Annotated in this window: 3 protein-coding genes; all 3 read right to left on the bottom strand. The window is 75.4% G+C overall.

Annotated features, from left to right (window positions below; all coding sequences use genetic code 11):
* Positions 1-7: 7 nt before the first annotated feature.
* Positions 8-7,246, bottom strand: coding sequence for an amino acid adenylation domain-containing protein (locus ACZ7BZ_RS20310; protein ID WP_470359465.1), 7,239 nt, complete (start codon positions 7,244-7,246; stop codon positions 8-10).
* Positions 7,243-15,243: an amino acid adenylation domain-containing protein gene (locus ACZ7BZ_RS20305; protein WP_470359464.1), complete on the bottom strand. Its 8,001-nt coding sequence runs from the start codon at positions 15,241-15,243 to the stop codon at positions 7,243-7,245. The genes ACZ7BZ_RS20310 and ACZ7BZ_RS20305 overlap by 4 nt, the downstream gene beginning before the upstream one ends.
* Before the next feature lie 83 nt (positions 15,244-15,326).
* A complete protein-coding gene (gene sbnA / locus ACZ7BZ_RS20300) occupies positions 15,327-16,358 on the bottom strand; it encodes a 2,3-diaminopropionate biosynthesis protein SbnA (RefSeq protein ID WP_470359463.1) in 1,032 nt (343 codons plus the stop codon).
* Positions 16,359-16,521: the final 163 nt, after the last annotated feature.

The following is a 16,521-nucleotide window of genomic DNA, read 5'->3' as shown; positions in this document are numbered from 1 at the left end:
CGGCGGGTCACTGGTGGTCGGTGGCGGAGAGGGCCGCTTCGAGGACGGCGCCGATCGCGGCGGCCGGTCCGGGGCGCAGCAGCTGCTGGTGGCCGGCGTCCACGTCGTGCGCGTGGACGGCCGAACCGACGTACGGCGCCCAGCTCTTGAGCTTGAGGGCGCGCTCCTCCGGGGTGGGTCGGCGGGGGCCGCCGGTGGCCACGAAGAGGGTCATCGGGCAGTCGTCGAGGCGGTTCGGGGTGAACCGCTGGAAGAGTTCGAGGTTGTTGCGCATGACGGCCAGCAGGCGTTCCAGCAGGTCGGGCCGGAGGCCGGCCAGCGGGCCGGGGGTGCGGGCGAGGTGGGCGGCCACGCTTCGGGGGGTGAGCGGGGCGGAGTCACCGGTGTCGACGGGCTCGGCGCCGGCTTCGGCCAGGAAGTCGGCGAGGAACTCGGCGTCGCTGGGGCGGACGCCCCGGGCGTCGTCGGGGTAGGCGTCCAGGTTGGCCAGCAGGGCCACCGGTTCGTCGGCGGCGCGCAGCCGGACGGCCATCTCGTGGGCGACCACCCCGCCGTAGGACCAGCCGAGCAGGTGGTAGGGGCCGTGCGGCTGGATCGCCCGGATCCGGGCCACGTACTCCTCGGCGACCCCGCCGAGGTCGGTGGGCAGCGGGCCGTCGCCGGACAGCCCGTCGGCCTGGAGGCCGTACACCGGGCGGGCGGGGTCGAGGTGCTCGGCGAGGGCGGCGAAGGGCAGGGCGAAGCCGAGGCCGCCGTGCACGCAGAACAGCGGGGGACGGTCGCCGGTGGGACGGATCGGCAGGACGGGGGCGAGCGGGTCCAGGCCGGTCGCGGAGCCGGAGGCGGGTTCGGCGGTGGCGGCCAGGGCCTCCAGGGTGCGGTGCTCGAAGACCGCGCCGAGGGTGAGCGGCAGGCCGGCCCGGGTGGTCGCGTTGACCAGTCGGATGGCCTTGAGGCTGTCCCCGCCGAGGGCGAAGAAGGAGTCGTCCGGTCCGGCGGCCGGCAGCTCCAGCACCTCCTGGACGGCCGCGCAGAGCAGGCGTTCGGCGACCGTCCGGGGCGGGCGGGACGAGGCGGGGGCGGCGACCGGCGCGGGCAGGGCGCGGACGTCCAGCTTGCCGTTGGCGTTCAGCGGCAGCTCGGGCAGCGCGGCGTAGGCCTCCGGGACGAGGTGGCCGGGCAGCGATCGGGCCAGGTGGCGCCGCAGTTCGGCCGGCCCGGGCGCCGGGCGGCCCGCGGCGGGCACCAGGTAGGCGACCAGCCGGCGCTGGCCGGCGGCGTCGGCGGGGGCCAGCACGGCGGCCCGGGCGACGGCCGGGTGGGCGGCCAGCAGGCGTTCCACCTCGCCGAGTTCGACCCGGTGGCCGCGGATCTTGACCTGCTGGTCGGCCCGGCCGACGTACTCGATCCGGCCGTGCCGGTCCCAGCGGACCAGGTCCCCGGTGCGGTACATCCGGGTGCCGGGAGGGCCGTACGGGTCGGCGGTGAAGCGTTCGGCGGTGGCTCCCGGCCGGTTGAGGTAGCCGCGGGCCAGGCCCGGGCCGGACAGGTACAGCTCGCCGACCACGCCGCGCGGCACCGGTTCGAGCGCCTCGTCCAGGACGTACGCGCCGGTGTCGCCGATCGGCAGGCCGATCGGGACGGTGCCGTCGGAGCGGCCGAGGTCCTGGCCGGTGGCGAAGGTGGTGGCCTCGGTGGGGCCGTAGACGTGGAGGACGGTGGTGCCGGGCAGGGCGGCGCGCAGCCGGTCCAGATGGTCCCGGGAGTGGGCCTCGCCGCCGGTGAGCAGGGCGCGCAGCGGGGCCAGGGCGCGCGGGCGGGTGTCGGCCAGGGTGTTGACCAGTTGGGTGGTGAGGAAGGCGACCGTCACCCCCGCCCGGGCCAGGAAGTCCTCCAGTGCCCCGGGGTCGGCGGGGCCGGGCGGCTGGACGGCCAGCCGGGCGCCGTGGGCGAGCGGGCCCCAGATCTCGAAGGTGGAGGCGTCGAAGGCCACCGGCGCGAAGTACAGGAAGGTGTCCTCGGCGGTGGGGGCGAGCTCCGGCAGGCCCAGCACCAGGCGCACGGCGGCGCGGTGGGTGACCGCGACGCCCTTGGGGCGGCCGGTGGAGCCCGAGGTGTGGATGACGTACAGCAGGTCGTCGGGGTGGACGGTGACCTCGGGGGCGGTGGCCGGCCGGGCGGCCAGGTCGGCCTCCGTCGCCGGGTCGTCCAGGACCAGCGGTCGCACCTGCGGGGGCAGGTCGAGGCCGGTCAGGGAGCGCTCGGTGAGCAGCAGTCGGGCGCCGCTGTCCGCGAGCATGTGGTGGACCCGCTCAGCGGGGTACGAGGGGTCGATCGGCAGGTAGGCCGCGCCGGTGCGGGCGATCGCCAGCAGGGTGCGCACCACGGCCGGGCCGCGCTCCAGGCGCAGGGCGATCAGCTCGCCGCGGCCGGCGCCGTGGGCGGTGAGCAGCCGGGCGAGGCGGTTGGCCTGGGCGTCCAGTTCGGCGTAGCTGGTGTGCCGGAGCCCGTCCGGTCCGGCGTGGACCAGTGCGACGGCCTGTGGGGCGGCGGCGATCCGGCGGTCGACCAGGGCGGTGACGGTGCCGGGAGGCCCGGTCTCGCCGAGCCGGCCGGTGCCGAGGGCGAGCAGTTCGGCCCGCTCCTCGGGGGCGATCAGGGGCAGCCGGGAGAGCGGGGTGGCGGGGGCGGCGAGGGCGGCGGCGAGCAGCCGCAGGTAGCACTCGGTGATCCGCCGGGCGGTGGCGGCCTCGAAGAGGTCGGTGCGGTACTCCAGGGTGAGCCCGAAACCCGGGCCGTCCGGCTCCTCGGTGACCTGGAGGAAGAGGTCCCACTTGGCGGTGCCGGTCGGGACGGGTTCCGCGCTGACGGTGAGTTCCGGATCCGGGGCGGGGGCCGGGCCGGGGCGGTGGTGGCCGATCATCACCTGGAACAGGGGGTGCCGGGCCGTGGAGCGCTCCGGGTTGAGCACCTCGACCAGTTTCTCGAACGGCAGCTCCTGGTGCTGGTGCGCGGCCAGGTCGGACTCCCGCACCCGCTCGGCGAGTTCGCGGAAGGCCGGGTCGCCGGAGGTGTCGGTGCGCAGCACCAGGGTGTTGACGAACATGCCGACCAGGTCGTCGAGCTGCTCGTCGGTACGGCCGGCGATCGGGCTGCCGAGCGGGATGTCGGTGCCCGCGCCGAGCCGGGTGAGCAGCGCGGCGAGGGCGGTGCGCAGCAGCATGAAGGGGCTGAGCGACCAGTCGGCGGCGGTGCGGCGCAGCCGTTCGGCCAGCTCCGGGGGGACGACGGCGTGGTGGGCCGCGCCGCAGTGGTCGGTCCGGGGGCCGCGCGGGTGGTCGAAGGGCAGGGCCAGCTCCGCCGGGAGGTCGCGCAGCCGCTCCGTCCAGTAGTGGAGTTGGCGGGAGGTGCGGCTCTCCGGGTCGTCCTCGGTGCCGAGCAGTGCCTGCTGCCAGAGGGTGTGGTCGGCGTACTGGACGGGCAGCGGGGGCAGTTCGGCGGGCCGGCCGTCGCGGCGGGCCAGGTAGCAGGCGGTGAGGTCCCGGGTGAGCGGGGCGAGCGACCAGCCGTCGGCGGCGATGTGGTGCAGCACCAGGGAGAGCACGTGCTGATCCGGGCCGAGGACGAAGAGCCGGGCGCGCAGCGGCAGTTCGCGGTCCAGCCGGAAGCTCACGGCGGCCTCGTCGGCGAGTGCGGCGGGCAGGTCGGCCTCGGTGCTGCGGCTGACCGGAAGGGCGACGGTGGCCTCGGAGGGCGTGAGCACCCGCTGTTCGGCGGTGGGTTCGGCGCTCCGGCGCGGGAAGACGGTGCGCAGCGCCTCGTGCCGGGCCACCACGTCCTGGAGGGCGGCGGCCAGGGCCGGGGTGTCGAGGCGGCCGGAGAGCCGGACGGCCAGCGGGATGTGGTACAGCCCGGCGGGGGCGCCCAGTTGCTCGACGAACCAGAGCCGCTGCTGCGCGGGGGAGAGCGGGAGGACGGCCGGGCGGGGGCCGGCGGTGAGCGGGGTGCGGCGCGGGCCGGCGGCGCCGGGCAGCCGCCGGGCGAGCCGGGCCGGGGTGGGGGCCTCGAAGAGGTCCCGGACCTGGAGCTCGGCGCCGAGTTCGGCCCGGACCCGGTTGACGATCCGGGCGGCGAGCAGCGAGTGGCCGCCGAGGGCGAAGAACTCGTCGTCGGCACCGACCTCGGGCAGCCCGAGCACCTCGGCGAAGACCGCGCAGAGCAGTCGTTCCCCTGGGCCCTGCGGGGCCCGGGCGGAGGTGGCGTAGACGGGGGCGGGCAGGGCACGCCGGTCGAGCTTGCCGTTGCCGGTCAGCGGCAGCGCGGGGAGGGTGACCACGGCGGCGGGCACCATGTGCTCGGGCAGTCGTTCGGTGGAGAACTTCCGCAGCTCGGCGGAGAGTTCGGCATGGCCGACGGCCGGTTCGGCTCGGTCGGCGGCAGCCGGCACGACATAGGCGACCAGTCGCTGGTCCCCCGGGCGGTCCTCCCGGGCCAGGACGGTGGCCTCGGCGACCAGCGGGTGCCGGCCGAGGACGCTCGCGATCTCGCCCAGCTCGATGCGGAAGCCGCGCAGTTGGACCTGCTCGTCGATCCGGCCCAGGTACTCCAGAGTGCCGTCCGGCCGCCACCGGCCGAGGTCGCCGGTACGGTACATCCGGGCGCCGCCGCCTTCGAACGGGCAGGCGACGAAGCGCTCGGCGGTCAGTGCGGGCCGGTCGAGGTAGCCGCGGGCCAGGCCCGGCCCGGCCACGTACAGCTCGCCGGGCACCCCGGCCGGGACCGGTCGCAGGGCGCCGTCCAGCAGGTACGTCCGCAGGTCGGGGACGGCGCGGCCGATCGCGCTGCCGCTCCCGGTGGGCGCGGCGGTCAGCTCGTGCGCGGTGACGTGCACGGTGGTCTCGGTGATGCCGTACATGTTGACCAGCCGCGGCGCGTCCTCGGGGTGCCGGGCGTACCAGTCGGCCAGCTTGCCGTGGTCCAGTGCCTCGCCGCCGAACACCACGGTGCGCAGGGCGAGTTCGCGCGGGCGTTCGGCGTCGGCGCGGATCAGCTGGTAGAAGGCGGACGGGGTCTGGTTGAGGATGGTCACCCGCTCGGCGGCGAGCAGCTCCAGGAAGGCCTCGGGGGAGCGCGAGACGTCGTACGGGACCACGACCAGCCGGCCGCCGTACAGCAGGGCGCCCCACAGCTCCCAGACCGTGAAGTCGAACGCGATCGAGTGGAACAGCGTCCAGACGTCCCGCGGGCCGAAGCCGAAGCGCCGCTCGGTGGCGTCGAGCAGCCGGACCACGTTGCGGTGCGGGACCACCACGCCCTTGGGGCGCCCGGTGGAGCCGGATGTGAAGATCACGTACGCCGGGTGGTCGGGGCCGACGGAGGTGGCGGGTGCGCCGGTCGGGGCGACGGCGAGGGCCGCGGCGGTCTGCGGGGCGTCGAGGTCGATCCGGGGGAGGCCGTGGGTGTCGGGCAGCAGGCCGGTGGCGGTGAGCAGCAGGGCGGGGCGGGCGTCGGCCAGGGCGTGGCCGGTCCGTTCGGCCGGGTGGGCGGGCTCCAGCGGCAGGTAGCCGGCGCCCGCCTTGAGCACGGCGAGGACGGCGACGACCAGGTCGGTGCCGCGCGGCAGCGCGACGGCGACGAAGGACTCGGGGCCGGCGCCGTGCGCGATCAGCAGGTGGGCCAGCCGGTTGGCGCGCTCGTCCAGTTCGCGGTAGCTGAGTTCGCCGTCCGGCGCGGTGACCGCGACGGCCTCCGGGGTGCGGGCGGCCTGCTCGGCGAACAGTGCGGGGACGGTGGTGTGGCGGACCGGCGGGGTGCGCTCGGCGGGGGTGCCCTGCGGGGCGGCCGCGTCGGGGACGCCTTCGGGGACGCCTTCGGGCGCGCCGAGGTGGGCGAGCAGGGTGTCCGGGTCCTCGGCGACCGTCGCCAGGACGTCCACCAGCCGGTCGAGCAGCCGCTCGGCCTCGTCCGCTCCGAACACCGAGGCCCGGTGACCGAGTCGGAGGTCCAGCCGGTCGCCCGGGAAGACCGTGAGGCTCAGCGGGTAGTGGGTGGCGGAGAGGATGCGGGCCGCGCTGACGGTGCCGCCGGACTCCCGGTACAGCGCCGCCTCGTCCATCGGGAAGCTCTGGAAGGCGAGCACGGTGTCGAACAGCTCGCCGCGCACCCCGGAGGCGGCCTGCACCTCGGCCAGCGGCAGGTGCTCGTGCGGCATCATCGCCAGCTGCTGCGCGGCCAGCGCCGCGAACAGCTCGCTCGCCCGGCGGTCCGGGCGCAGTTCGGCGCGCACCGGCAGGGTGTTGGCGAACAGTCCGATCATCGACTCGACCTCCGGCACCTCGGCCGGGCGGCCGGAGGTGACCGAGCCGAACACCACGTCCTGGCGGCCGGTGAGCCCGCCGAGCAGCAGCGCCCAGCAGCCCTGGACCACGGTGTTCAGGGTCAGGCCCCGGCCGCGGGCCCAGCCGGACAGCGCGGCGGTGTGCCGCTCGCTCAACAACCGCTCGACGGTGGCGGGGAGTTCGGCCGATGGTCCGCTCGGCGGCAGCACCCGGACCGGCCCGTCCAGGTCGCCCAGCAGCTCCGCCCAGGCGGCCCTGGCGGCGGTGTGGTCGCGGCCGTTGAGCCAGGTCAGGAAGGACCGGTACGGCGCGGGCGCGGGCAGCGCGGCGGCGCCGGCCGGGTCGCCCAGCAGGCCCAGCTCCCGCACGGCGAGCGGGAATGACCAGCCGTCCAGGACGATGTGGTGCACCGACCAGAGGAAGCGGTGGCGCCCCTCGCCGAGCCGGATCAGGGTGAACCGCATCAGCGGCGGCCGGGCCAGGTCGAACCGGCGCAGCCGGTCCTCCTCGGTCAGTCGCCGGGCCTCGGCCTCCCGCTCGGCCTCGGGCAGGTGGGTGAGGTCCCGCAGCTCCCACTGCGGCTCGGTGTCCTTGAGCACGACCTGCACCGGTTCGCCGTTCTTGCGGTGGCGGAAGCAGGCCCGCAGGTTGGGGTGGCGGTGCAGCAGGGCGGCGGAGGCGGCGCGCAGCCGGGCGGCGAGCCGCTCGCCGTCGGCCGCGCCCGGGCCGTCCAGTTCGGCGACCAGCTGGAGGGTGTACAGGTCGGGCGCGGTCCGGTCGTAGGAGGAGAGGAACAGCAGGCCCTGCTGGAGCGGGGAGAGGGGCAGGACCTCGCTGATCTTCCCCTTGGTGTCGGGGGCGGCCGGGGCGGGGATGCCGGATGGGCTCGTTCTCAGGCCGGTCGTCACGACAGCTCCTCGTTCAACTCGATTTCCAGATCGGCCAGTTCGTCGTCCGAGAGCTCGATCAGGCTGCCCGCCGGCTCGGCCGGGACCGGCTCGGCGGCCTCCGCTCCGGCCTCCTCCGCGATCCGGGCCAGGGCGGCGGCGGTCTTGTGGGTGAAGACGTCCCGGGTGGTGAGGGCGAGGCCGGCCTTGCGGGCGCGGCTGACCACCTGGATGGAGCGGATGCTGTCCCCGCCGAGGGTGAAGAAGTCCTCGTCGATGCCGACGGTGGCCGTTCCCAGCACCTCGGCGAGGATGGTGCAGAGGATCCGCTCCGGTTCGGTGCGCGGGCCCCGGCCGGCGGTCTGCTCGGCGGTCGCGTCGGGCAGGGGCAGGGCCTTGCGGTCGAGCTTGCCGTTCGGGGTGAGCGGCAGGGCGTCCAGGACCAGCCAGGAGGCCGGGACCATGTAGTCGGGCAGCAGTTCGGCCAGCCGGTCGCGGATCCGCTCGGGGTCGACGCCCGGGCCGGTGAGGTAGCCGACCAGCCGGGGGTTGCCGGAGGCGTCGGGCAGGACGGTGACGGCGGCGTCGGTGACCGGGTCGAGGGTGCGCAGCACGGCCTCGATCTCGCCGGTCTCCACCCGGCGGCCGCGGATCTTGACCTGGTGGTCCCGGCGCTCGATGAACTCCAGCTGTCCGTCGGGGCGTTGGACGACACGGTCGCCGGTGCGGTACATCCGGCTGCCCCGGCCGGCGAACGGGTCGGCGATGAAGGTGGCGGCGGTGCGGGCCGGGTCGTGGAGGTAGCCGCGGCCGACGCCGGCGCCGCCGACGTACAGCTCGCCGGGCACGCCGACGGGTACCGGCTGGAGCTCGTCGCTGAGCACGTACAGCCGGGTGTTGCGGACGGCCCCGCCGATCGGCACCCGGGTGCCGGGCCGGTCGCCCGCGCGCAGCACGGCGTGGGTGACGTCGTCGGAGCACTCGGTCGGGCCGTAGGCGTTCATCATCGGGACGTCGGGGTAGCGGTCGTGCCAGCGGCGGCAGAGGTCGGCGGGCAGTGCCTCGCCGGTGACCACCAGCCAGCGCAGCGAGGGCAGCCGGGGCGCGTCGCCGTCGAGGTCCCAGGCGTCCAGGGCGGCCCGCAGCAGCGAGGGGACGACCTCCAGGACGGCGATGGCCTCGTCCTGGACCAGCGCGAACAGCGCGTTCGGGTCGGCTGCGGTCTCCGTCCCGGTGACCCGGACGCTGCCGCCGACGACCAGCGGCGCCAGCATCTGCCAGACCGAGACGTCGAAGGTCAGCGGAGCGTTCTGGACGACCGCCTCGCCGGCGGCCAGGTCGAGGTCCCCGACCTTGGCCCAGAGGTGGTTCATCATCCCGGAGCGCTGGACCATCGCGCCCTTGGGCCGGCCGGTCGAGCCGGAGGTGAACATCACGTACGCGAGGTCCGCCCCGGTGCCGACCGGCTCGGGCAGGGCCGGGGCGGTGAGCGCCCCCTCCAGGCTGAGGGCGGTCGCCGAGGTGCCGTCCGGCGCGGTGCAGCCGGCGCCGAGCAGCAGGTGGGAGGCGCCGCTGTCGGCCAGCAGGGCGGCGTTGCGGGCGGCCGGGGCGGCCGGGTCCAGCGGGAGGTAGGCGGCGCCGGCACCGAGGACGCCGAGCACCCCGGTGATGAACGGCGCGCCGGGTTCGGCGAGCATCGCGACCACCGAGCCGGTGCCGGCCCCGGCCCCGGTCAGGGCCGCGGAGAGGCCGCCGGCCGCCTCGACCAGCTCCCGGTAGCTCAGCGCGCCGCCGTCGTCCGTGACCGCGACGGCCTCCGGGGTGCGCCCGGCCACCGCCCGGACCCGCTCGACCACGCCGAGGCTCTCCTCGGGGAGCGAAGGGTCCCAGTCGCCGAGCAGTCCGCCGAGCTCGCCGGGGGTGGCGGTGCCGGTGAGGTCGGTCGGGGCGGTGACGTCGATCCGGGCCAGCGGCAGGTCCGGCCGTTCGGCGACGGTGCGCAGCAGGTGCAGCAGCACGGTCGCGAGCCGCTCGACCCCGGCCCGGTCGAACAGCTCCGGGTGGTGGTCCAGGCGCAGGCTGAGCGCCTCGCCGGGGTGCACCACCAGGCTGAGCGGGTGGTGGCGGGCGTCCAGGGCCTCGGCGCGGACCACCCGGGGGCCCCCGTCGCCGGCGGCCAGGTGACGTTCGTCCAGCGGGAAGTTCTCGAACAGCACCACGGTGTCGAAGGCCTCGCCGGTGAGCCCGGCGGCCTGGTGGATGGCGGCGAGTCCGAGGTGCTCGTGCGGCAGCAGCGCGCTCTGCTGCTCCTGGAGCGCGTGCAGCAGCTCGGCGAGGGTGGTGCCGGGGTCCAGCCGGGCCCGGACCGGCACGGTGGTGAGGAACATGCCGATCATCGACTCGACCTCCGGCACCTCGGCCGGGCGGCCGGAGGTGACGGCGCCGAACAGCACGTCCTGGCGGCCGGTGAGCCGGCCGAGCAGCAGCGCCCAGCAGCCCTGGACCACGGTGTTCAGGGTCAGGCCCCGGCCGCGGGCCCAGGCGGCCAGCGCGGCGGTGTGCTCGGGCGGCAGCTCGGTGCGGACCGACTCGGGCAGTGCGGGGACCCGGGACGGGTCGGCGGGGACCACCAGGGTCGGGCCGTCGAGCTCGGCCAGTGCCCCGCGCCAGGCCGTACGGGCGGCCTCGCGGTCCTGGGCGGTGAGCCAGGAGAGGTAGTCGCGGTAGGGGGCCGGGTCGGGCAGCGCGGCGGGGGCCGGGGCGGCGGGCGCGCCGTCCGGGCCGGGCGTGGCCGGGGAGGCGGGAGCGCTGAGCGCGAACAGTTCGCGGACCAGCAGCGGCATCGACCATCCGTCGACCAGGATGTGGTGGCTGGTCCAGACGAAGCGGTGCCGGTTCTCGCCGTGGGTGAGCAGGGCGAAGCGCAGCAGCGGCGGGTCGGCGAGGTCGAAGCGGCGGGTGCGTTCGGCCTCGGTGAGCCGGGCCAGCTCGGCGGCCCGGACGGGCTCCGGGAGTTCGGTCAGGTCGGTGGCCAGCCAGGGCAGCCGGGCGTGCCGGGGGATGACCTGGACGGGTTCGCCGGCGGCCCGGGCACGGAAGGCGGCGCGCAGGTTGGGGTGGCGGTCGAGCAGGGCCTGGCCGGCGGCGCGCAGGGCGGCCGGGTCGAGTTCGCCCTCGAGGTCGGCGACGATCTGCAGGGTGTAGACGTCGACGTCCTGCTCGGTCGTGGCGTCGTGGTCGGCGTGGAAGAGCATGCCCTGCTGGAGCGGGGTGAGCGGCAGGACGTCGGTCAACGCGTTCCCGGCGGCGCGGAGTTCGGCCTCGTACTCGTCGATCTCGGACTGGTCGAGCCGGACCAGCGGCAGGTCGGAGGGGGTGTGGCCGCCGGGGCCGGGGTGGCGGGCGAGCAGCTCCAGGGCGCGGAACCAGGTCCGGGCGATGTCCCGGGCGGTCTCCTCGCTGACGGTGCGGCCGGCCCAGGACCAGTTGGCGACCAGGTGCGGGCCGTCCGGCCGGTCCTCGGTGGCCGGGGTGACGTCCAGCAGGTGCGGCAGCGGCAGGTCGGGGTGGGCGCCGGTACCGACCACGCCGTCCCCGCCGGCCGGCTCCCAGTGGCCGCTGCGCCGGGCGTCGAAGCGGCCCATGTAGTTGAAGCCGAGCTGCGGCCCGGGCCGGTCGGCCAGCAGTCGGGCGGAGTGCGGGTTGAGGTGGCGCAGCAGGCCGTAGCCGACGCCCCGGTCGGGCAGGGCGCGCAGCTGTTCCTTGATCCGCTTCAGGGCGGTGGCCAACGCCGGCCCGCCGGACCACAGTTCGTCCCAGTCGGGCGTGCCGGGGTCGAGCCGGACGGGGAAGGCGGCGGTGAACCAGCCGACGGTGCGGGAGAGGTCCAGTCGGTCGCTGAGCTGCTCGCGGCCGTGGCCCTCCAGCTCGATCAGGGTGCCGGTGCGGTCGGAGTGGCCGTGGCGTCGGCGCCAGTCGGCGACGGCGATCGCGAGGCCGGTCAGCAGCACGTCGTTGACCTCGGCGTGGAAGGCCGCCGGGACATCGGTGAGCAGCGGGCCGGTGATCTCGGGGCCGAGTTCCAGGCGCAGGGTGCGCCGGGTGCCGTACACATCGGTGGCCGGGTCGAGCCGGCGGCTGCCGATCAGCGGGTCCGGGCCGTCCAGGATGCCCTGCCAGAGGGCGAGTTCGGAGCCGCGGACCTGGGTGCGGGCCTGCTCGGCGAGCAGCCGGGACCAGGCCCGGTAGGAGGTGCCCACCGGGTCCGGGGCCGGGGCGCGGCCTTCGGCGAGCGCGGCGCAGGCGTCGGCCAGGTCGGGCAGCAGGATCCGCCAGGAGACGCCGTCGACGACCAGGTGGTGGGCGCCGAGCACCAGGTGGGCGCTGTCGGCGCCGGGCGCGGCGGGGATCAGGACGGCCTGGAGCATCACCGCGTCGGCGGGCGAGAGCCGGGCGAGGGCGGCGGTTGCCTGCCGCTCGGCGAAGGCGAGCACATCGGGGCCGCCGGGCTGGCCGGCCTGGTCGGACTGCTCCGGCTGTACGGAGGGCTCCGCGGTGGTCGCCAGCCGGGTGCCGGCCAGGGCTCCGGTCGGCAGCACCTCCAGCTGCCAGAGTCCGGGGGAGGGCTCGGTGGCCCGGGTGCGCAGCGCGTCGTGGTGGTCGACCAGGGCGTGCAGGGCGGCGTCCAGCCGCTCGACGTCCAGATCGACGGGGACCTTGACCACCACGTACTGGCCGTACGAGGACACCGGGCCGTCCAGGCTGCCGGTGTCCTGGCTCAACTGGGCGCTGATCGGGGTGAGGTCGTACGGGCCGGTGCCGTCCTCGCGGTCCTCCGCGGCGGGCTCGTCGGCGGTGCCGCCGCCCGCGATCCGGGCCAGGGCGGCAGCCGTCTTGTGGGTGAACATGTCCCGGGTGGTGAACAGCAGTCCGGCCTTGCGGGCACGGCTGACCACCTGGATGGAGCGGATGCTGTCCCCGCCGAGGGCGAAGAAGTCCTCGTCGATGCCGACGGTGGTGGTGCCGAGCACCTCGGCGAGGACCTCGCACAGGATCCGCTCGCGCTCGGTGCGCGGGCCGCGGCGCTCGGCCTGCTGGGTGGGGTCGGGTTGGGGCAGGGCCTTGCGGTCGAGCTTGCCGTTCGGGGTGAGCGGCAGGGCGTCCAGGACCAGCCAGGAGGCCGGGATCATGTAGGCGGGCAGCAGCTGGGCGAGTTCGGCCCGCACCTGGTCGGGCCGGACGCCCGGACCGGTGAGGTAGCCGACCAGCCGGGGGTTGCCGGAGGCGTCGGGCAGGACGGTGACGGCGGCGTCGGTGACGGTGTCCAGGCCGCGGAGCACGGCCTCGATCTCGCCGGTCTCCACCCGGCGGCCGCGGATCTTGACCTGGTGGTCCCGGCGCTCGATGAACTCCAGCTGTCCGTCGGGGCGTTGGACGACACGGTCGCCGGTGCGGTACATCCGGCTGCCCCGGCCGGCGAACGGGTCGGCGATGAAGGTCGCGGCGGTGCGGGCCGGGTCGTGGAGGTAGCCGCGGCCGACGCCGGCGCCGCCGACGTACAGCTCGCCGGGCACGCCGACGGGTACCGGCTGGAGCTCGTCGCTGAGCACGTACAGCCGGGTGTTGCGGACGGCCCCGCCGATCGGCACCCGGGCGTCGAGTTCGTCGTCGACCGCGATGACGGCGTGGGTGACGTCGTCGGAGCACTCGGTCGGGCCGTAGGCGTTCATCATCGGGACGTCGGGGTAGCGGTCGTGCCAGCGGCGGCAGAGGTCGGCGGGCAGCGCCTCGCCGGTGACCACCAGCCATTGCAGTTCCGGGAGTTCGGGTGCGTCGCCGTCGAGGTCCCAGGAGTCCAGGGCGGCCCGCAGCAGCGAGGGGACGACCTCCAGGACGGCGATGGCCTCGTCCTGGACCAGCGCGAACAGGGCGTGCGGGTCGGCCGCGGTCTCCGTCCCGGTGACCCGGACGCTGCCGCCGACGACCAGCGGCGCCAGCATCTGCCAGACCGAGACGTCGAAGGTCAGCGGAGCGTTCTGGACGACCGCCTCGCCGGCGACCAGCTCCAGGTCGTGGACCTTGGCCCAGAGGTGGTTCATCATCCCGGAGCGCTGGACCATCGCGCCCTTGGGGCGGCCGGTCGAGCCGGAGGTGAACATCACGTACGCGAGGTCGGATCCACAGCCCAGCGAGGGGAGTTCGGCCGTGCAGTCGGCGTCCGAGGGCTCGGTCAGCGGCAGGACGGTGGCCGAGGTGCCGTCCGGCGCGGTGCAGCCGGCGCCGAGCAGCAGGTGGGAGGCGCCGCTGTCGGCCAGCAGAGCGGCGTTGCGGGCGGCGGGGGCGGCCGGGTCCAGCGGGAGGTAGGCGGCGCCGACCGCCTGGACGGCCAGCACCCCGGTGACGAACGGCACGCCGGGCTCGGCGAGCAGCGCGACAACCGATCCCCGGCCGGTGCCCGCCGCGGTCAGCCGGGCGGCCGATCCGGCGGCACGCGCCAGCAGTCGGCGGTAGGAGACCCGTTCACGTCCGTCCCGCACGGCCGGCGCGTCGGGCCGCTCGGCCGCGACCGCGCGCACCCGCTCCACCAGGTCCTGGTCGGGGGCGGCCGTGCGGTCCCAGTCGCCGAGCAGTCCGAGCGGCTCGCCGTCCGCGCCCAGGCCGATCCGGCCGACCGGGAGGTCCCCGGGCATCGTGGCGAGGGCGCCCAGGAAGGCCGCGAACCGGGCCAGGTGGGTGGCGAGTTCGGCGGCGGTGTAGAGCGCGGGATTGCCGTCGAGGTGCAGTTCCACCGTGCCGTCGTCGCCGTTGAGGACGGTCAGGATGAGATCCTTGACGATGCCGGTGGAGAGGTTGACCACCAGGCCCCGGCAGTCCGGGCCGAAGGCCAGTTCCGGGTCCTGGGCGAGCACGTTGATGAACGGCCCGAAGGAGCGCTGGTCGTCGATCCGCAGCCCGATGTCGCGGCGGATCCGGTCACCGCGGTAGCGCTGGTGCTGGAGCGCCCCGGCGACCTCGCGCCAGGCCGCGCGCAGCAGTTCGGTGCGGGTCAGCTCCGGCCGGATCCGGACGGCCAGCGGCAGGTAGTTGGCGAGCATCCCGGGGATCGCCCGGCTGACCGCGCCGACCCGGCCGGTGACCGGCAGGGTGAGCAGCGGCGCGGCGACGCCGGTGACCCGCTGGGTGTAGGCGGCCATCGCGGCGACCATCAGCACCGGCAGGGTGACCTTGCCGTCCTGGGCCAGGGCGTGCAGCGCGGTGGTGGTCTCCGGGGAGAGCCGGACGCTCTCCCGCAGCGCGACCCGGGCGGGGGCCGGCTCCTGCTCGGAGAGCGAGACCAGTTCTGGCCGCGGGCCGTACCGCTCGGAGGTGAGGCGGTCGGTCCAGTGGTCGCGGTCCTTGCCGACCATCTTGGAGTCGAGGTAGCGGCGTTCGGCCTCCAGCAGCTGGTGGAAGGGCGGCATCGCCCCGTCCTCCGGCGCCCCGGCCTCCGGCTCCGGCGCCCCGGCCCCGGCGCCCAGTCGGTAGTAGAGCCGGGCGAGCTTCGGGTAGAGCAGCCCGCGGCTGAAGCCGTCCGCGAGGATGTGGTGCATGCACAGGTAGAGCAGGTGGTGTTCGGGGCCGAGCCGGATCAGCGCGCCGCGGAACAGCGGGAAGTCGTTGATCTTGATCGGGTCGGCGTGGTCCGCCCGCATCCACCGTTCGGCCGCCGCCAGCGGCTCCGGGTCGCCGGTGAAGTCCATTCGCTTCAACGGGAGTTGGGCGAGCGGGCGAATGATCTGGCCGGGCCCGCCGTCCTCCTCGACGAACTGCACCCGCAGGGCCTCGGCCTCGTGGCCCAGCTGCCCCAGGGCCCGGCCGAGCAGCTCGGGGTCGAGCGGCCCGCGCAGGTCGATGTAGTCCGCCATGTTGTAGGCCAGCGGCCCGGCGGCGAACTGTTCGTCGAACCAGATCTCGGCCTGCGCCGCGGTGAGGGGCAGGACCGCGCCCCGGTTCGTCGTCCTTGCGTCGTGCTCCGTCATCCCTGCCCCAGCCCGCTTCGAAGTCTCTGGCAACTCTCGCTCCACCGGATCCGTGGTGACCCTTCGGACCCGGTCCGCCCGGCTCAGCCCGTCACGGCGTGCAGCCCGGTGTCGAGGCCGAGCCCGCCGCGGGCGACGCCCGGCAGCAGGCCCTCCGGACCGATCGAGCGGGCCACCCATTCGTCGTGGTAGACGGTGTCCAGGTAGCGCTCGCCGAGGTCCGGCGCGATGGTCACGGCCGTCACCCGCGTCCGCACGCCGCCCACGCCGTCGCCGTGGTGCTCGTCCAGCCAGCGCACCGCCCCGCTCACCGCGGTGCCGGTGGAGCCGCCGAACAGGAAGCCCCCGCGCATCAGTTCCCGGCAGGTGCGCACGGTGTCGCGCTCCTCGACGTGGATCGCGGGATCCACCAGCGAGTCGTCCAGCAGCGGCGGGCGGACGCTGGTGCCCAGGCCCGGGATGTGCCGGGGGGCCGGTGGGGTGCCGAAGGTGACCGAGCCGACGCTGTCCACCGGGACGACCCGCACCGAGGGGCGCCGCTCCCGGAAGTACCGGGCGCAGCCCATCAGGGTGCCGGTGGTGCCGGCGCCGACGAACAGCACGCTGAGGTCCGGGAACTGGCGGGCGATGGCGGGCGCGGTGGTGCGGTAGTGGGCCATCCAGTTGCCCGGGCTGAGGTACTGGTTGAGCCAGACGCGCCGCTCGTCCTCGGCCAGCAGCGCCCGGACGTGCCGGATCCGCGCCCCGAGGAAGCCCTCCTCCGGGTGCGGCTCGGTGATCACGTGCACCTCGGTGCCGTAGGACTCCATGATCCGCCGGGTGGCCTCGTTGCAGCGCGAGTCGGTGACGCAGACGAACCGGTAGCCGCGCGCCGCGGCGAGCACGCTCAGCGCCACGCCCATGTTCCCGGAGGAGGACTCCACCAGTGTCGAACCGGGCTGCAGCGCGCCGGACTCCTCGGCCCGGGCGACCATTTCCCGGGCCGCCTTCAGCTTGATGGACCCGGCGAAGTTGAATCCCTCCACTTTCAGGAAGAGGCGGTGCCCGAAGATCGGCTGAAGATTCACGAAGAGGTCACTGACCTCGAATTCGTGTGACGCGGAAATGACCGGCACGGAGAACTCCTGGCCTTCGGTAAGGAATTAGCCTCGACGGCAAGCCTCCCGCCGATCGCTGACGAGGAGCTGACGGAGGGCTGACGGATTGCTGACGGGCCCCGCGCGGCGTTCGACCACGCAGGTGGCGGTCGTGCGTCAGCCGTCCGTCAGCTGCCGGTCA

It is taken from the genome of Kitasatospora sp. NPDC036934 (genome assembly GCF_055608425.1).
Note: the sequence above shows the minus strand (reverse complement) of the source record. Positions and strands in the feature narration are given on the sequence as shown.